Here is a 17,534-nt window from a genome sequence, read left to right on the forward strand (position 1 = left end):
CCACAACCTAACACGCGGACTCGGTAGGCGGTAGATCACATCCTCGTAACCCATCGCCACACCACAACGAAGGAGATCATCACAATGACTAGCTGGCAGGCCAGCGTTGCCTTCGTGACCGGGGAACCGTTCACGGAAGATGCGGCCTTCGACACGATCGACGCTTTGCTCACCCACGGAGCGGCGATGAGTGTCGAGCGTGACCTCACCGGGGGATCTGTCACCCTCTCGGTCGAGGCCGCGACGCCTCTGGACGCAGCGCGGAAAGCAGCAGAACTCGTCACCACGGCAGCCGAACCTCAGCTCGGCTCGCTCACGGTGACCGGATTGGAAGTGCTCACCGAAGCCGCCGTCGATGCGGAGCTCGCACGGCCCCTCTACCCCGAGGTCGTCGGCTACGCGGAGATCGCGGACATGGCTGGAGTATCGCGTCAGCGCGCTCGGCAGTTCGCCGACATCAATGGATTCCCGAAGCCGGTCATCGAGACCGCCCAGGGGCCGCTGATGGGCAAGCACGCCGTCGAGCGTTGGCTCGAAACTCGCAACACCAGCGGTGGCCGCCCCAGAAAGGCGATTGCCTGACCAAACCCACACCCATCACCTCATCCGCAAATGAGTGAACCGCCCCCGGTAGCCGCGAAGGCTACCGGGGGCGGTTTCGTTTGCTGCGTGGTGCGTCAGAGTGCAGCGGGCGGCGCGGGCGGGGTGCCTGCGGCAGGCTGGGACGGGTCCGCCGGCGTGACCACCGCGGCGGCGACCGCGTCCTTCACCGAGGAGCCGGTGTTGACAGGCGCGTCTACCAGAACAGGCAGCACCGACGCGGGCACCTCGGGCAGGTTGGAGAGAACGCCGAGGAGCAGGGAGCCAAGAGCGGCGATCGCAGCGGCCTGGAGAACGATCGTCCAGTGCACGTTCTGGAAGAGGACGGCGTTACCGATGCCTACCGCGAGACCCTGGGCGAACGTCTTCGTGACGCGCTCAAGGAGGGCGAGCCAGACGGAGACCGCCTTGCCGTTGACCTCGGGGAGGCCGGCGAGCGACGTGATGAGCGAGGCGATGAAGCCGAGCCCGGCGGCCGAGCCGACCGACAGCCACGGCACGTCGGTGAAGACGGCCGCACTGAGCAGGTAGGGCAGCGCGATGGTGACGGCGGTTCGGGCGCCGCGGATCGCGGCGGCCTTCCACCAGGAGGGCGAGGTGATCGGGATCATGCTGGGTTGTCTCCTTGGGTTGGGTGTTGCGGCTTGGGGCGGGTGTCGTCGAGTTCGGAACGGAGGTCCGCGTCGGCCTTCTTGAGCGCGTCGATCTCGCGGTAGAGGCCCTTCACGCCCTTCTCGACACGTAGTGCGGTGCGCTCGGTGCGGATCGCGGCGTCCTTCACGGACGAGCCGTTGTTGAAGTGCACCTCGTGGTGGATCTCGCCGATCTTCTGGTTCTGCGCGTCGAGCGTGGCGTCGGTGCGCTCCATGAACTCGGGCAGCCCGGTGATCGCGTTCACCGTGAGCACGAACTGCTTGATCGCCGGCCACGCCCGCACGACCGCGCGGCCGAGCAGGAACAGCACCACGAGCACGGCGACGACGATCACGAACGGCAGCAGCCACGGGGGCGTCAACTTGACGATCTCCAGCCACACGGCCATCAGCTCGTCGCCTCGTCGTCGCTGAGGCCGTCGACCTTCTTGTGGAGCGAGTCGGCCTTGGCGTGCAGTCCGTGGAGCGACGTGTGGAGCTCGGAGAGCCAGTCGTACATCTCGTCGCCGCGCTTCTGCGCTGCGCGTCCCTGGGCGGCCTGCGTGAACGCGAGGACCGCCAGGGACACGAGCTGCACGTGCGTCTGCGAGAACCACCCGATGAGGATGGTGATGTCGGCGTGCTCGATCGTCGCGGAGATCGTCTGCGGGAGCCCCGCGAACGACACCAGGATGAACGCGAGCACCGTCCACGGCGACGCGAGCACGTCGGCGTACTTGTACGCCAGCTTGGTGATGGCCTTGAGCATGGGCGGACCCCCTCCGGGTCGAGAGGGTGGGCTACTTCGCGGCCGGCGCGAGCGCGTTGGTGAACGCGGAGTCCTTGCCCAAGGCGAAGTTCACGAGCGCCTGGAACGCCTCCGGGGTCACGGGCGCCGCCTTCGCCTGCTCGACGGTGTCGGAGGTCTGGTAGTAGACCTCCAGCCAGTGCCGCACCTGGAGCTCGCCAGCGTTGCCGTAGAGGATGTTCTTCCCCTCGGCCGGGTCGCGCTCCCAGAAGATCGCGACGAAGTTCGGGAGGCCGGCGGGCGGGGTCGCGCAGAAGTAGAGCCGGGCGCGCGCCTCGCGGCGGATGGCGGACTTGATGTCGGCCGCGGCCGAGCCGACCACGGTCTGCAGATCAGCGATGGATGCCATGTCGAATTCATCTCCTTGTGCGCCGGTCGACGCGGTTGCGGTGCTGGTGAGGAAGCCGGGGACGAAGGCGTTGAGGTCGACAGGGTGGGCGCCCCCGACGTTGCCGTTGTCCGCGTACTGGTGGCCGACGACCCGCGAGGCCGGGATCGTCGACGGGATGTGGTTGACGAGCGGGGTGCCGTTGTAGTCGGCGATGATGAAGCTGCAGCCGGTCGCGAGCAGCTGCGGCCACGCGTGCGACTCCATGAACGACTTCGAGCCGTAGTGCAGGACTCGCGGCGCGGGGACGCCGAGCGCGACGACCTCGTTCACCCAGGCCGCCGCCTCCGCGTCGGTGTAGACGTTTCCGTCGTCGAGCTTCTCGTTGTCGAGCACGACGTAGTCGGGCATCCGGTACGCGCGGAGGTGGGCGACGAAGAACGCTGCCGCGCTGGCCGGGTCGTGGCCGCCGGTGATCCAGTAGGACCCGAGTGGCCAGCCCAGGAGGTGCCCGCTGTCGGCGCGCGGTGTGTACGAGGGTGAGAAGTAGCGGGGGATGTTGTCCCCGCCCACCTTCACGTAGGCGCTGCGGCACCCCTGCGAGTTCGCGAGCGGGAAGTCGAAGACGGCGTTGTTCGACGAGAGGTCGACGACGAGATCGAACATGGCGTGGCTCCTAGAGGTTGTACTGGAACTCGAACTCGATGGTGTCGCCGGCCGCCCACGCGAACGGGTGCGTCGAGTCGACCGAGACACCCTGCTGCACGTATGCGGGGGTGCCGGAGGAGAACTTCGGGGTGAAGCCGACGTGGGTGGCGTCGTTGAGGAACGCGAAGGCGTCCACGATCGACGCACCGCTGGAGTGGTTCATAATCGCGGTGCCGAGCACCTTGCCGTTATTCCCGACCGTCGCCGTCAGCGGCAGCGTGATCGTGGGTGCGCCCGTCGGCGCGGCCGAGATGGTGATCTTGCCGGAGCAGAACGCGATCCCCGCGGCCACCGAGTAGCGTGCCTGCACCGCGGACGTTGCGACGTTCCCGACCGTCGGCGTCCACGCGGCCGTCGTCGGCGAGAGGATCAGCGACCAGGCGGTCCCGTTCGACTCGTAGATGCCGTTTAGCCCCGGGTTCGGGTCGGCTGTGACGATCGCGAGCTGCCCGCCGAAGCCGACGCCAGCGGAAGGGTTCGGTGTCGGAAGCGCTGCGTAGGTGCCGAACTGCTGGACGCCTCCGAGGACGAGCTTCTGGATGAGCGCGAGGAAGGCGCCCGGGCCATCGGGCGCGTCGGAGGGCTGCGGGTAGGGGAGGGCTTCGGGTCCAAAGGTGGTCGACGACATAGGTCAGGGTCCAATCGGGAGGATGATGGGCTTACCGGGGGACGTGAGAAGCGCATTCGCTGGAGCGTTGACCGTGTATGTGCATCCCGGGATCGACACCGCTGGCACGTTCGCTGCGCCGAGCATCGACACCTGCAGCGGCGACACCTGGGTGATCACGCAGGGCACCAGGTAGAGAGGCTTTGCCTGCCTCTCGAGGATCTGTTTCGTGAACGGCTGCACGGGCGGCTCCTTACGTGATGCTCACGGGTTGGGACCGGGTGCCGGTGGTCATGGCACCCGTGACGAGGTCGAGGCTGAATGTGTCGATGAAGTGCTGCTTGATGTCGTCGGGTTCGCCGTTCACCGCGGGGATCACCACGCGGATCAGGTCGTTGCCCTCGAGCGCCGGGTTCGAGAGGGTTTCGAGCGACAGCGTCTCCGTGGTGCCCAGGGCGCGGAAGAGGAGTGCCTGCGCGGCCTGCATGGCCGCGGTCGCGGTCGTGATCGTCGGCGACGACCAGAAGAGCGGGACCACGCCGATGTTGTTCGGGTGCCGCGGGTTCGTGGTGTCCTGGATCTGCGCCACCTGCTGCGGCCATGTCTGGGACCCGTCGGTCGCCGACGGCTGCACCACCACCGTGTTGTAGAGCTTGTCGAACGGTCGCTGTCGGGCGACGGACTTCACGATGCCGCGCGCTGTCCAGACCGAGGCAGTGGAGGCGCTGGGCAGATCGCAGATGAGGAAGGACCCGTCCGCCTGGAAGTAGGCGTCCATCGCGCCGTCGCGGCACAGTGCGGTGATCGCGTCGACGGCGCTGTTGGTCCACATCGCCTGCGAGCCGACAGTCCCCGTGTCGGTCGCGGTGACGTTCACTGTCGTTCCCGGCTTCGCGGTCTGCACGATGCTCGTGATCGCCTGGATGCGAGTCATCGACGCGGGCGGGTTGAACGGGACGACGAACCCGCACCGTGCGATCCAATTCATGTGATCGGCGAGCGCGAGGGTGATGGTGCCGTCGCCGACCTGCTGCACGGCGTTCGTGAGCTCGCCGTGGAACACTGGCACGACCTCGGTCTGCCCGGCCTGGTAGTCGAAGCCGTGGTCGATGTGGAACGCGGTGCCCGGGGTGGTGATCGCCTTGTAGTCGGCGAGGGTGCCGTACACCGACATCTGATTGATGGTGCGGCGGGTGCGCTGCGACGTGTCGCATGCCACCGCACCGGACTTGACGGACATCGTGACCGGGGAGCCGCCGGGGACCGTGTACGTCATGGACGTGATCAGGTCGTGCGGCGCCCCGATCGCGGCGAGGAACGTGGCCGAGACGTTGCGCATCAGTACCCCGGCTTCCGGTTGTTGGTGAGCACGTCAGCCCAGGTGTTGAATGCGGCAGCGACCGCCTGCCATGTCGGGAACTGCGCGGCCAGCGCCGCCCACGACCAGCCGGTGTTCGCGACGCCGACCGCCGGGGACTGCACCTGCGTGAGCGGGAGCGTGAAGTTCCGCATCGGATCGCCGAGGCGCTGCGACAGGCGGCCACGGGTGAGCTGACCGACGCTGTAGAACCCCTCGTCGAGGCCAATCGGATACGACGCCGGCGCCCGGAACAGCAGCGGGGTGCCGTCCTTGAGCAGCGCGCGGAGCGCCTGCTCCTGCGCCGCTGTCCGAACTCCGACGACCATCTGCAGCTTGTTCCCGAGCCGGGGCCCGGAGGTGGTGGTGATCGGGAACTCCGCGCCGAGGATCTGGTGCTCGGTCGTGATGGAGTCGTTCGTGATGTCGCCGAGGTTCCGGATGGACACGGTCGATCTGTCGCGCGACGACATCGGCATCGACAGTCCCGGGTTTGCCGGGTGGATCAGCCATGGCTGCGTCGGGGAGATTGTTGACGGCGTGGCTGTCTGGTCGAGGTGTGTCGTCGTCGGGTATGCCGTGACCTTGATCTCGCCGACCGTCGTCGTGCCTGGGAACGCGGGGAATGACGCGACGATGGCCACGGTTGCGAAGTCGGTCGACGACAGGCCCGTGATGGTGAACGTCGACGCGCCGCCCGCGATGAGCGTTCCGGTGAGGACGATGCTGGTGCCGAGGAAGTCGACCGTGACCGGTGACGAGCCGGACAGGCCGGTGGCCACAGGCGAGGACAGGCTGCCGCCACCAGCAGAGACACCTGGAGCGGTGACACCGACACCGCCGCCGCTCATCGGAACGAGCTGGAGCACATTCGAACCGCTCGCCGCGCTGAACTGCACGCGCGGATACACGACGCTGCCCTGCGAGGTCGCGGTGAGCGATGCCACCATCACCCGGTAGGAGCCGGATGCGACCGCTCGGGTGATCGTCGCGCTTCCCGACGAGAGCGTGCACGACGCCTTGCCCGACGCGACCGTGAACGACCCCGTGGCCCCCGACCACGCCGATGTCGACGACCAGGTCTCGTCCCAGACGGTCGTGCCGGCCGGGTTGAAGTAGTCCGTGACGAACTCGTACGAGACCGACTGGTCGTACGGCATCTCGTAGTCCTGGATCACCTGCGTGTCGAACCCGGGCGCCGGCTGTGAGCGGGTCGCCGTGGCGACACCGCCCACAATCCGGGTGAGCACCGGGTTCTTCATCACGTTGCCGGCCGGGACCTGCAGCGTGATCGTGTTCCTCGGCGGTGAGAACGTCGGCGAGCCCGCGACGGTGATGGTCATACGAGCCCTCCGATGGTTTCCTGCGCGGCTTGGTTCATGCCCGTGTTCCAGACGAGCTGCGCGGCCTGCCCGGCGACCTCACGCATCCAGCCGATGAGGCCGATGCCGTCCGCGTAGATCGGCCGCTCCGACGGCGACCCCGACGCCCGCACAGCAGCGAGAGCGGCGGCCGGGTTGTCGTTGTACGCCCGGATGAAGCCGGGATCGTGCTTCGCGGACGACCGCTTGACCACGAACTCCTCCGGGGTGAGCATCGTCGGCACCGTGTCCGTGCCGATCGGCCGGAACAGCGAGTCGATCGCGCCGCCCGCGGCCCGGTACTGCACGACCGGACCGCCGCCGGACTGCGCCGCCAGGTGGCCCGCGGTCGGCATCGTGCCGCTCGTGACGATGTGCACCGGGATGGTGAACGGCCGCTCGATCGCGTCGAGCTGCGCCTGCAGCGCGGACACCTCCGAGTTCGCCTGCTGAAGACCGGAGTCGTGGTAGGCGGTGGAGACATCCTTCGGGATGAGCCCGTACTGGTCGGCAAGCGCGTTCGCCTGCGCGGCCGTGTCGCCCATCTTCATCGCGGTCTGCACGAACGAATCGCGGGCAGCCTGCATGTCGCCCGTGAGCGCCTGCGCCGACACCCCCGCCTTCGCGTGAGCCGAGATCAGCGCGATCGCCGACGACGCCATGTTGTCGAGCGCGGACGTGTTGTCGCGGCCCTTCTGCGTGTTCTGATCGAGGGTCGCGCCGTTCTTCTGCAGCGCCGTCGACGCGTCCGCGATGGACTGGTTCCACGCGACGTTCGCCTGCGCCTCCGCGAGGTTGACGTTGCCGAGTCCGGCGAGGGCCTGCGCGAACTGGTCCGTCGCGGTCTTCGCCTTGTTCTGGGCGTCCGTCTCCTTCTGGGCCAGGCTCACCCCGTCAGCGACCGCACCGTTCGCAGCGAGCTGAGCCGCCTGGTAGGCGTCAGCCGTGGTGGTCCCGGCCTCCATGCTCTTGATCTGGTCGTCGAGCTTGCCCTTGAGGTCGCGCGCAGCGACAGCGTGGTCCTTCGACGACTGAGTCGCTGCCCGGCTCGACAGCAGGTACGCGGGGTACTGCTGCTGACCGGCCGCGATCTTCGCGTTCACCTGGTCCAGAGCGTCCTTGTTGCCCATGACGGCCTGCGTGTAGGTGGTGGTCGAGATCCCGAGCTCGTGCGCCATCTGGAGCTGCGACGAGTCGTGGAGCTGCTTCGCGAGGAGGGCCGTAGTGTTCTGCCCGATCGCATAGTTGTCCGCCTCCAGCGCCTGCGCGTAGTCGTTCGCCGCCTGGGTGGCGTTCTGCTGCGCGCCGGCGACGGACGAGAAGATCGCCACCAGCCCGGTCACGCCGGCCGCGACGAGCCCGACCGGACCCATCGCCGCCTCCTCGGCGACACCGACGCCGAACAGCGCCGTCGACACCTTGCTGATAATCGGGGCGATGCCGCCCCACAGCTTGAACGCGCCGAACGCGGTCGCCGCGAACGTGCCCAGGGTCATCAGCACCGGCAGGGGGATCTGGTTGATGACGTGCGAGACGGCGCCGATGGTGACGAGCACCTCGGAGCCGACCGGCGCGAACGCCTCGACGACGTGCTCGACGGTGCCGCCGAGCTCGCCGAGGGTGTTCATCACGATCGGGAGCTCCCGCTCGCTGTAGGCGATGAACTTCGTCAGGCCGCCGTCGGTCGTCCACTTGAGGAAGCCGACGCCGACACGGTCGACGAGCTGCCCCGCCTCCACGAACAGCGGATTCCCGAGTCGGAGCAGGTTGAGGACGCCCTCCAAGGTCGTCTCGACCCCCGTGCCGAGCAGCCGAGAGAACTGCGAGACCTCGGTGTTGAGGTTCGGCATCTGCTGCTCGATGTCGGAGAGGCTCTTCCCGAACGCGGGGAGCATCGAGTTCGCGGCGGTCTCTTCGAGCGCCGTCACCTCGTCCTTTACGGCGGCGATACCGGCCGAGAACTGCACGCCGGCGTCGGTGGCCTGGGACATCTCGTTCTTGATGCCGAGCACGGCGAGGACGCCGGCGCCGCCCATCATGGTGAGGCCGCCGCCGAGCGCGAACGCGGCCCCCGTCATCGAACCCAGCAGCGGGATCGAGGCGACGACGGCCGCGACGACCATGCCCATGTAGGAGGCGTTCCCCGCGGCCGACTTCCCGGCCTTGTCAGAGGCGGCCGCCTCGACCTCCTGCGCAGCCGCAGCAGCCAGCGCAGCCTCGGCGACGTGCTTCTCGGCGTCCGCGGCGGCCTGATTCGCGGCGGCGTACCGGAGCTCGGCGGCCTCCGCGTTGCGGGCCGCCCGTGCGTTCGCCTCTTCGGCGACCGCGAGCTGCAGCTCGGTGCGCCCACGCTTGTCCTGGATCTCGACAAGGCGCAGGTCGGCGATGTACGCGGTCGAGGCCGCATTCTCGGCCTGTCGCTGAGCGGAGTCGCGGCGACGGATCGCCACTTCGAGGGCGGTCTCGGCCGCGGCGAGCTGCTTCGCGGCCTGCGCCGCCGCCGAGGTGCCACTGGACGAGGCCGACGACGACTTGACGGTGTTCACCTTCGAGGTGGTCGTCGTGGTGCCGCCGACCCGGTCCTCGGCCTCCTTGACCGCTTCGAGCTGCGCGAGCGCCTCGGCAGTGTCCGCGTTCACGCGCACGGTCGGGTCGATCTGCGCGAGCTCGCGCGCCTTCGCCTCGGCACGGTCGAGGGTCTCGTTCCAGTCCGACGCGTCGAGTCGGAGGTACGCGACGATCGAGCCTTCGGTGGTGGGCGCGTTGGGCATCGCTACTCCTCGGGGCGTGTGTGGACGGCCTCCATGAGCCGTTCGAGACGTGAGCGGTAGCCGAAGTGCCGGCCGAGCGGGTTGTCGTGCTCGAGGAGGTAGGCGACGCGGTGCGCGAACCACTTCCACGTGACCGTGCGGCGAGCCTCGGCGACGTCGAGGTCGACACCGAATGCGTGGTGGATCGCGGGTGCGACGAGCGACCACGCCTCAAGGACGGCGACCCAGGATGTGCCGGGGCGCTCTACTTGCTTGGCTTCTTCCGGGATCGGGTCGTAGTACTCCCATTCGCCGGTGACTTCGTCGTACTCGCCTCGTCCGTAGTCGTTGAGGTCGAAGCCTCCAGCGCCGCCTCCACGAGCTCCCTCAGCGCTTTTGGGTCGCCACCGGTCTTCCAGAGCACGAGGGCGGTGTCGCGGGATCGCTGGTGGTCGGCGAGCGCGACCTTCGATGCCCGGCTGATCGCGTCCTTCTTTACCGCGTCGGCGCGCATCTCGTCGAGCGCGGTGCCGAGCGTGAGGCGGTAGAACTCCTCATCGGTCAGGACGGTCTTCGACTCCGGGTTCAGGCCGTCGGTGAGGCGCACGCCGTCGTCGACGCTGATGGGCGGGATGGTGTACTTCTTGCCGTTGATCGGGAGCACGAGCGGCTCGACGACCTCGTTGTAATCGGGAAAGTCCACGGTGTTCTCCTGGGTGAGGGGTCACTGGGTGGTCTGGGTGATGGTGGGGCGACGGTCGGACCCAGTACCGGCCGCCGCCCCAGCTGTTACGCCCCGCGCGCGATGTTGAACGCCGCGGATGCTCCGGTTGCGTTCGTGACGACGACCGGGACTGTGCTGGCCGCGCCCGTCGGCACGGTGGCGACGATGACGTTGTCCGACACCACGGTGAACGGGACCGCATTCGTGCCGCCGACCTTGACGCCGGTGGTGGCGACGGTCGAGGTGAACCCCGAGCCGGTGATGGTGATCTGCGCGCCGGTGCCCGGCGTGCCGCCTCCCGGGGTGGTCACGGAGGTGATCGACGGCACCGGCGGGGTCACCGAGACGTTGGCGATGTCGACCAGGGGACCGTCGCCGGTGCCGTCGATCTGGATCTCCTCGACGTCCTTGTTCGACGTCTTCGACGGCGTCCACTTCGGGATGATGGTGCCCTGCTTCGCCTCGGAGCCGTCGGCGCGCTTGTAGTAGCGGACCTGGGCGCGCGCGGCGTCCTCGAACTGGCCCTGGCAGGCGCGGAGGATCTCCTGACCGGGGTCCTTCACACCGGCGGTCTTCTTCCGGTTGATCTTGATGCCGAGCTTGAAGCTCTGCATCGTGGGCTCGTTGGAGTCCCACCCGTCGGTGTCGTAGTCGGACGTGTCGACGAGGTTCGGGCTCACGTCCGGGGTGAAGTCGACGAGGCCCTTCAGGGGGACCCAGTTGACGCCGTCGGTGGAAACATCGAGCTTCCAGTCGCGGGCGAGAAGGGTGATGGTGCCGCTCATTGGTGCCTCCTCAGGCTGTTCAGGGCGCGGTGATGAAGGCCCGAAGGCCGCGGGTGTTACGGAGGGTTGGGTTTTAGTCCCAGCCGCCGGCAGGGCGGAGGTCTGTGGGTGGCTCGTCGACGTCCCAGAGGAGCTTCAGCGACCACTGGTCGCGCTCGGACTCGTCTGGGTCGAGGTCGACCTGGCCGGCGAACCGGACCTGCACGACGTGGGTGCTGCCGAACCAGACGTCGGTGAGGCCGAGGAGGTTGTCGCGGACTTCGTCGGTGAGGTCCGAGGCGCTCTCTGCGTCGTTCGGGAGGCCGCGGACGAGCGCCTGCATCAGGAACGTGGAGAACGGCGACGACACGTCCGCGAGCGCGGGCATGAAGCGCAGGGCGATCGCGCTGTCCGGGGCCGTAGGCAGCTTCGACCGGGTGATCGCCGCCGCGCCGGATGCGTAGTCGGTCGTCGTGTCCGACCTCGGGATGTACTGGCCGACGTTGGCGGCCGAGAGCCGGGTCGCGGTGCCGTCGAACAGGTCGGAGGTGGTCCCCATCAGAGCCCCAATCGTTCGCGGACGATGTCGAGTGCGATATCGGCGTCCTGGATCATCGGTCGGATGAGGAAGAAGGATTCCCCGTGGGTGTGGCTGAGCACGCGGCCGTAGTGCGCCGGGCGCCGGAAGTAGACGCCCTCGTGCTGGTACAGCGCGTACGGGCCCGGGTAGAACAGGTGCGCGACGTGCTCGCCGTCGCCGATGGCGGCGCCGTCGACATAGCCGAGGCCGACGTCGCCGGAGCCGACCAGGTTTTCCGTCTCGCCGATGGGCACGAGCGGGGTCACCTGCCCGTGCATGAACGACATCGCCAGCAGGACCGCCTCGTCGCCGCGCTCGGCCATCTCGGCCTTGCGCTCGGCGAAGTGGAGATTGAACTCGTACTCGATCCCCACGACGCCACCTCCTAGGTGAGCGAGACCGCCAGGTGGTCGGGGAGGTCGAGGTCGCCGGAGTCGTTCGCGTTGACCTTGATGACGAGCGCAGTGCGCTGCGGCACGATCCCGTCTTTGTCCGGGTCGTTCAGCAGCGTGACCCGCGACTTCTCGACGAACAGGGCCACGTTGTCGATCGAGGTGTACAGAGTCGTCTCGGAGATGACCTGGTCGCCCTTGCCGTTGCGCACGAGCTTGCGGGAGTCGTCGGCGAAGACACCGTTCGGCGGGTTATCGCCCGGGGAGAGGATGATCGGGGCGGCGTAGACGGCGCCGTTGCTGTTGTCGCGAAGGTAGGTCTCCACCTTGGCCGTGTGGACGAAGAAGTCGTCGAAGTCGTCTGTGCTCATAGGAGGTTGGGCCAGATTCCGGGGGTCGAGCCGTACCCGTACTCGCGGGACGGCCAGTGGCTGATGAGGTTCTGGGAGCGCAGCTTGTCGTAGGCCGCGGGGACGAGCGATGTCTGGGCGGCCTGGCGTGCTGCTGCGGCGGCTTCCGCGTCGGCGTACTCGACGCTCGCGGAGCCGATCTTCTTCGTCTTCTTGACGGTCGGGACGATGACGCCGGCGAGGTCGGGGTCGATGCCGAGCTTGATCCACGCGGCGGCCTGGATGCAGGTCGCCTGCATCATGCACTGGAGGATGTTCGGGTCAGAGGGGAGGCCGGTCGTGGTGTCGGTGGCGTAGATCGCCAGCCGCACCGAGGCGAACACGAGCGCGGAGCACGCCCGCAGGAGCGAGACGGCGTTCGCCGGTGGGGCGGTGCCCGTCCACGTCTCGAGGTCTGAGGGTGCCGCGTAGGTGTCGGGCACGACGAAATCGAACAAGACGACCTCCGGGTGTCGCGGTGCGGGGAAGAGGAGGGGTGCTGGGCGGTGGGGTTGCCACCGCCCAGCAGGGGTTACAGCAGCGGCAGGCCGCGGTAGAGACCGTGGGCGGTCTCCTTGCCGTACTCCAGCCCGATCTCGCCGTAGATCTGGACCTCGTCCGAGGCGCCGACCTTCGCGAGCGGCTCCTCGAAGAAGTGGCCCTTGTTGGGGACCTCGAGGAACACGGGGGTGAGCTGTTCGAGCGAGGTGACGAGCAGCGCGTCGGCCGGCATGAACCGGTCGAGCATCACGTTGAACGTCGCGACGTCGGACTCGATGGTGGTGAAGTTGACACCGCCGACGGTGCGGGACGTCTCGTGGAACTGGCCGTACGCCGAGGCGTAGGTCTTCGAGAGGTTCCGCTTCTGGGTGGAGTTGACGATGATCGTCGCGAGGTCGCCCTCCTCCAGACCGCCGTTGTCGTACACCATCTGGAAGAGGGTGTTGTAGAAGTCCGTCGACAGGGTGGTGGAGGTGGCCGGGCGCGAGTACGACACCGTGGCGGTGCCGATGTTGATCGCGGAGCCACCGGCAGACGACGCGACCGAGAACTGGTTCGTTCCCTTGGCCACGACGTAGTAGGTGCGGCCGGCGACGAGGGTCGGGGACGCGCCGACATCGGTGAAGATGACCTTGTCGCCGTTCGAGACCGGCGTGCTGGTCTCGGTGATGACGGTGGTCGCCGCCGACAGGCCGGTGCCCGCGTTCTGCGGGGCGACCTGGATCAGGTTCGTCTGCACCGCCTGCAGCAGACCGCGGGTCTTGCGTGCGGTCGTGTTGTCCGACGGCTGCTGGTACTGGCCGTTGATGAAGGAGAACTCGACGTCGCGAGCGATCTCCTTGATCTTGTTCGCGACCTGGTAGTCGAGCTCGTTCTGGACGGGCTGGACACCGGAGGCCGTGTTCATGGTGTTGATCGCACCGGTGGCCGACTGCTTGGTGTAGCTGACGGACGCCTTCTCCTGGTGGATCTCGACCACGTTGGAGACGACCGAGCGAACCCGGTTGTCGGCCTGCGGGGCGACCGCACCTTCGAGCTGGGTGTTCTGCCCGGCGTTGCGGAGGTCGTCGGTCTGCCACGTGAACGTGGTCGCGTCGGCCTTCTTGCCGCCGGTGAGACCACCGATCAGCGAGAGGAGGGGCGTGGTTTCGGGGGTGAGGTGGAACAGCTCACCCACGTAGTTGGGCAGACCGAAGGTCGTACCCATTCCGGCGATACCGGTCATGGCATGCTCCTTAGGAGTTGGTCAGCCGGGCGGCGATCTGCCGCTTGAGGCTGATGACGAGTTGGTAGTCGTTGGCCTTCTCGGCGGCAGCGAGCTGCGCCTGGAGGGCCTGTGCTGCGCCGCCCTGGTGTTCTCCGCCGCCTGAGCTGGAGGGGGTGGCCTTGAGTGCCGCGTTCGCCTGGAGCGCTGCCGTGATCGCAGCCGAGATGGCTGCCTCATCGGTCGGCTCTACCGACGCGATGGAGGTCTTGAATGCTTCGTTGGAGAGAAGCAGCTTCGGGTTGCCGCCGAGCCCGTGCGAGAGGATCGCGACCTGGGTGGACAGCTGCGCGGCCTTCACGTCGGCCTGCGCCTTCGTGAGGTCGCCGTCCTTCGCGGCGATCTGCGACGACAGGTCGGTGACCTTCGCGGCCAGCTTCACCGGGTCGGTCTCGGGCTCCTCGGTGCCGGTCAGTAGCCGGCCGAACTCGGCGAGGGTGTCCTTCTTCGCCTTCTCGGCGGCCGCGGTGATCGCGGCGTCGGTCTTCTTCTGGCGCTCCTCGGCGTCGGTGCGGAGGTTCTGGATCAGCTTCCACGCCTTGTCGGGGTCGAACTTCGTCGGGTCGTCGCCCCACGGCGGCTGCTGCTCGCCGCCGGCCGCGGCGCCCGCGGCTCCGGCCGCTCCGGCGTCACCGGGGCGCCCGCGGCGGCTCCGGCGTTGCCGCCCTCGCCGCCCTCGTAGCGGATGCCCATCAGGTCGTGGCGGGTGCGGCCGAGGACGGCCATCCCGTCGCGGTCGCGGACGGTCGGGAAGATCGTGGTGCTGGGCTGGGTGTTCACAGTTCGCTCCTTCGCGCCGCCTGGACGCTGTTGGATGGAAGGCCCGGCACCGCGCCGGACCTGGTCGGCCGCCGCCTACCGCATCGCGCGGTCGTACGGCAGGACGTTGATGGTCGCGTTCGAGAACTGCACCTGCTCGCGGCGCGAGTGCCGCAGGAGGTTCAGGTCGGGGTTGTCGGCGAGGAACTGCCGCAGCTTCGCCTGCCCATTGCGGATGTCCGCGCGGGACTCCGCCGCCGACTGGGAGGTGAGCGCGTACTGCGCCTGCCGCTTCGCCGCCCGGATGTCGCGTTCGAGCGCCCGCTGCTTCTGGGTGGCCTTGTAGGCGTCCGCGTGCGCTGGCGTCCACTCCTGCGGCGGGGCGAGCGTGGTGCGGCCCGGGAAGTACGCGGCGAGGTGGTGGCGGCAGTTCGGGTGGAACAGGCCCGCGGCGGTCGCCTGCTCGACGGTGGGGTGCTCGCCGTCGTCCGTGATGCAGAGGATGACGCCCTGCCAGGGGAAGCAGAGCGGGCACGGGTGCCCGGTGTCGTCGACGAAGCAGAGGTTGATGCCCTGGAACTGCAGCAGTTGCAGCCGGGACGCGTTGTACGAGCGCGCCGCGGCCGTGCGCACCGCCATCTCCGTGTACGCCGACAGCGACCAGTCGCGGCCGGACTTGTCGGTGAACCCGGTGATGCCGCGGGCGACGAACTCGCGCCACGCCTTCGCCTGCGCCTGCTGCGGGGTGAACCCGTTCGGGAGCACCTGCCCGGCCCCGCCGACCGGGCCGATGAGCTTGTACACGTCCTCGTCGAGGCGGGTGAGCCGGTAGCGGACGTCGAGCAGCTCGGAGGTGAGGTCGTCGCGGATCGCGCGGGCCGCGCGGGCGCCGTGCAGCTCGTACGGGTCGAATCCGGGGTTCGGGTTCGGTGGCATGAAGCCGCCGTGGGACCCACCGCCGCCGGAACCGCCCGCGCCACCGCTGCGCCAGCCGTCACGGCCGGCGAGGTCGACGACCTGACCGACCAGCGGCGGGGTGCGCTGCTCAAGCTGGCCGACGACGTTGCGGACGACCTGCCGCACCTGCTGCCGTGCGACCCCGGCGCCGATCACGCCCGGGGTCATCCGCTTGAGGATGCGGGTGACCTGGGCCATGAGGAACGCCTCGGCGCCGACGTACAGGCCGATCAGGTACGCCTCCGCCGCGGCGAGGGTGAGCGTCGACGGCTGCTCGGGGGTGGGCTGCGGCAGCGGGTTCGACATGCCCACCCCCTGCGGTTATGGCTGGTTGCTGTCCTGCGTGTCCTGCTCGGACGCTGGGACTGCCGGGTCGTTCGGGTTCGGCAGATGGTCCGGCGGGGTGTCGGGCAGCGGGGGACCGAAGTCCGGCGGCACCTGACCGAACGGCGCGGACGACTGCTTGAACTCGTCCTCGATGAGGGCGACTTCCTCGTCGATCTGGTCGCCGTCCCAGTCGGGGTGAGCGATCGCGACACGCGTGCGACGCGACGCCGCCTCGGCCGCGTACAGCAGGGACACGACGGTCGCGTTCTTCTGCACGTCCACCTGCGAGATCGCAGCGAACTCGACGTCGGGCAGCTCCTCGAACCAACCGCCACCCTTGCCCGGGAAGACCACGCCGTCGATCGCGAGCGCGACCTGCGCGAGCTTCGCGAGCGCCGGCTTGATGTACAGGGCCTTCTTGTCGCGGGTGAGCTCGGAGGCGGTGAAGTCCGCCTCGACCTCGGTCGCGGTCTTCGGGCCCGTGGAGTGCGACGACGGCTGCAGGCCGAGGTGCTGCGGCGAGTACCCGCACTTGTCCGCGATGAGCCGCTTCACGGCGTCCATCGCCTGCACGTGCTCCTCGACCCGGATGTCGAACTGGGAGATCGTGAGCTGGCTCGACAGCGGGTCGTTCGGGTTGCCGAGCGCTTGGATGCCCGAGTAGTACTGACGGTTCTTGTCGAACTGCGCGCCCGTGCCCGGCTGTCCCGTCTCCAGGTACGCCTCGGGGACGATGACCCGGCCGCCGCCGTTCTCGATGTCGCGCATGAACGACGAGAAGATCTGGTCGAGGTTGTCGAAGCGTTCCTCGTTGCCGACGAAGTCGGAGCGGCCAAGGTTCGCGAGGACGCCGAGCTTCCGCCACTCCGTCTGCGGCATGTCGTTCGGGTAGTAGACCACCGCGAGCTCGTTGACGCCGGTCGCGACGGTGACCGTCTCCGAGTAGGAGCCCGGGTTCGTCAGCGCGTCGGCCAGCTCCGCCGGCGTGCGGAACCCGTTGTAGTGCGCGGTCTCCTGCAGCGTGTTCAGCGGGACGATGACGCCGAGGTTCTTCGGGCCGCCCTTCCACAGGGTGAACGAGATCGTCCCGTAGTCGTGCCGCTCCAGCAGCCGGTACACGTCCGTGTTGCGCTCGTACTGGGTCCACAGGGTGACACCGGTGAGGATGCCATCCTGGAAGTCCGGGATCGCGCAGTCGGCCGCGTACGCGCGGATGCGGACGTTCTGCCGCAGCTTCGTGTCCCACGTGACCGCGAGGTACGCGCCGCCGAGCGCCGCCGCGTACTCGCCCGACTTCAGCAGCTCGGCGTGGGTCTCGTCCGAGCCCATGATCTCGTCGAGGCGGTCCTGCGCCGGGTGCTCCCAGTCCGACACGTCGTCGGGCAGGTCGGTCGGCTTCGCGTACTTCAGCTTCGGCTGCTCCGAGAACAGCAGCGCCGACGACAGCCGGGCAAGGATGCCGGGCATGTCGTAGTGCGCCTTCGTGCGGTCCTCGTTCGGGACGACCGGCTGGCCGATCCAGAACCGGGTGAGCGACCCGAGCACACCGCCGCGATACGGGCGGCCGTTGTGCAGGTGGGTGGCTTCCTCACCGATGCCGGAGTAGATGCGGGACAGCTCGTCGGTGTCGCCGGTCCACCAGGCGTCGTGCTCGCGGAACCGCATCGCTGCGATGTCGAACGGGTACGGAGGCCACAGATCGTTGTCGGTCACGCTCGCCTCCTAG

The 17,534-nt window shown here is 68.4% G+C and carries 21 protein-coding genes; 1 reads left to right on the plus strand and 20 read right to left on the minus strand.

The genetic code is table 11. The features are described from left to right. Nucleotides 1-84 precede the first annotated feature (84 nt). Entirely contained in the window at nt 85-582 is a 498-nt protein-coding gene (locus ACQ86L_RS13320) for a hypothetical protein (protein ID WP_434315825.1), read from the plus strand. A 95-nt stretch (nt 583-677) separates the two neighbouring features. Here ACQ86L_RS13320 and ACQ86L_RS13325 read toward each other — a convergent pair whose 3' ends face one another. The 20 genes from ACQ86L_RS13325 to ACQ86L_RS13420 form a co-directional block, all read right to left on the minus strand. Beyond that, entirely contained in the window at nt 678-1,211 is a 534-nt protein-coding gene (locus ACQ86L_RS13325; protein ID WP_434315826.1) for a hypothetical protein, read from the minus strand. After that, nucleotides 1,208-1,642: a hypothetical protein gene (locus tag ACQ86L_RS13330; RefSeq protein ID WP_434315827.1), complete on the minus strand. Its 435-nt coding sequence runs from the start codon at nt 1,640-1,642 to the stop codon at nt 1,208-1,210. Before ACQ86L_RS13330 ends, ACQ86L_RS13325 begins: the two co-directional genes overlap by 4 nt. After that, entirely contained in the window at nt 1,642-2,001 is a 360-nt protein-coding gene (locus tag ACQ86L_RS13335; protein ID WP_434315828.1) for a hypothetical protein, read from the minus strand. Before ACQ86L_RS13335 ends, ACQ86L_RS13330 begins: the two co-directional genes overlap by 1 nt. Nucleotides 2,002-2,032: 31 nt before the next feature. Next, the gene (locus ACQ86L_RS13340; RefSeq protein ID WP_434315829.1) at nt 2,033-3,034 is read right to left on the minus strand and encodes a GH25 family lysozyme; all 1,002 of its coding nucleotides are present in this window, start codon (nt 3,032-3,034) and stop codon (nt 2,033-2,035) included. 10 nt (nt 3,035-3,044) lie between these two features. Beyond that, a complete protein-coding gene (locus tag ACQ86L_RS13345) occupies nt 3,045-3,704 on the minus strand; it encodes a hypothetical protein (protein WP_434315830.1) in 660 nt (219 codons plus the stop codon). Nucleotides 3,705-3,707: 3 nt separating this feature from the next. Next, nucleotides 3,708-3,926 carry a hypothetical protein gene (locus tag ACQ86L_RS13350; RefSeq protein WP_434315831.1) on the minus strand — a complete coding sequence of 73 codons (219 nt, stop codon included), beginning with the start codon at nt 3,924-3,926 and terminating at the stop codon, nt 3,708-3,710. A 10-nt stretch (nt 3,927-3,936) separates the two neighbouring features. Then, nucleotides 3,937-5,022, minus strand: a complete 1,086-nt coding sequence (locus tag ACQ86L_RS13355; protein WP_434315832.1) for a hypothetical protein — start codon at nt 5,020-5,022, stop codon at nt 3,937-3,939. After that, nucleotides 5,022-6,383: a hypothetical protein gene (locus tag ACQ86L_RS13360; RefSeq protein ID WP_434315833.1), complete on the minus strand. Its 1,362-nt coding sequence runs from the start codon at nt 6,381-6,383 to the stop codon at nt 5,022-5,024. Before ACQ86L_RS13360 ends, ACQ86L_RS13355 begins: the two co-directional genes overlap by 1 nt. Beyond that, a complete protein-coding gene (locus ACQ86L_RS13365) occupies nt 6,380-9,172 on the minus strand; it encodes a hypothetical protein (RefSeq protein ID WP_434315834.1) in 2,793 nt (930 codons plus the stop codon). The genes ACQ86L_RS13360 and ACQ86L_RS13365 overlap by 4 nt, the downstream gene beginning before the upstream one ends. A gap of 244 nt (nt 9,173-9,416) precedes the next feature. Further along, the gene (locus tag ACQ86L_RS13370; RefSeq protein ID WP_434315835.1) at nt 9,417-9,854 is read right to left on the minus strand and encodes a DUF7426 family protein; all 438 of its coding nucleotides are present in this window, start codon (nt 9,852-9,854) and stop codon (nt 9,417-9,419) included. Nucleotides 9,855-9,940: 86 nt separating this feature from the next. Next, nucleotides 9,941-10,660: a phage tail tube protein gene (locus tag ACQ86L_RS13375; RefSeq protein ID WP_434315836.1), complete on the minus strand. Its 720-nt coding sequence runs from the start codon at nt 10,658-10,660 to the stop codon at nt 9,941-9,943. A 73-nt stretch (nt 10,661-10,733) separates the two neighbouring features. After that, entirely contained in the window at nt 10,734-11,198 is a 465-nt protein-coding gene (locus ACQ86L_RS13380) for a hypothetical protein (RefSeq protein ID WP_434315837.1), read from the minus strand. Then, nucleotides 11,198-11,593, minus strand: a complete 396-nt coding sequence (locus ACQ86L_RS13385; RefSeq protein WP_434315838.1) for a hypothetical protein — start codon at nt 11,591-11,593, stop codon at nt 11,198-11,200. The genes ACQ86L_RS13380 and ACQ86L_RS13385 overlap by 1 nt, the downstream gene beginning before the upstream one ends. A gap of 11 nt (nt 11,594-11,604) precedes the next feature. Then, nucleotides 11,605-11,982 carry a hypothetical protein gene (locus ACQ86L_RS13390; protein WP_434315839.1) on the minus strand — a complete coding sequence of 126 codons (378 nt, stop codon included), beginning with the start codon at nt 11,980-11,982 and terminating at the stop codon, nt 11,605-11,607. Next, nucleotides 11,979-12,443, minus strand: a complete 465-nt coding sequence (locus ACQ86L_RS13395) for a hypothetical protein (RefSeq protein ID WP_434315840.1) — start codon at nt 12,441-12,443, stop codon at nt 11,979-11,981. Before ACQ86L_RS13395 ends, ACQ86L_RS13390 begins: the two co-directional genes overlap by 4 nt. Before the next feature lie 89 nt (nt 12,444-12,532). Beyond that, nucleotides 12,533-13,726, minus strand: a complete 1,194-nt coding sequence (locus ACQ86L_RS13400; protein WP_434315841.1) for an SU10 major capsid protein — start codon at nt 13,724-13,726, stop codon at nt 12,533-12,535. A gap of 10 nt (nt 13,727-13,736) precedes the next feature. After that, nucleotides 13,737-14,147 carry a hypothetical protein gene (locus ACQ86L_RS13405; RefSeq protein ID WP_434315842.1) on the minus strand — a complete coding sequence of 137 codons (411 nt, stop codon included), beginning with the start codon at nt 14,145-14,147 and terminating at the stop codon, nt 13,737-13,739. Between the two features lie 143 nt (nt 14,148-14,290). Beyond that, nucleotides 14,291-14,545, minus strand: coding sequence for a hypothetical protein (locus ACQ86L_RS13410; protein ID WP_434315843.1), 255 nt, complete (start codon nt 14,543-14,545; stop codon nt 14,291-14,293). Nucleotides 14,546-14,620: 75 nt separating this feature from the next. Next, nucleotides 14,621-15,787 carry a phage minor capsid protein gene (locus ACQ86L_RS13415; protein ID WP_434315844.1) on the minus strand — a complete coding sequence of 389 codons (1,167 nt, stop codon included), beginning with the start codon at nt 15,785-15,787 and terminating at the stop codon, nt 14,621-14,623. Between the two features lie 15 nt (nt 15,788-15,802). Beyond that, entirely contained in the window at nt 15,803-17,521 is a 1,719-nt protein-coding gene (locus ACQ86L_RS13420; protein WP_434315845.1) for a phage portal protein, read from the minus strand. Between the last annotated feature and the right edge of the window lie 13 nt (nt 17,522-17,534).

Origin of the sequence: Leifsonia sp. P73 (assembly GCF_051059105.1) — a bacterium.
Classification (GTDB): Bacteria; Actinomycetota; Actinomycetes; order Actinomycetales; family Microbacteriaceae; genus Leifsonia.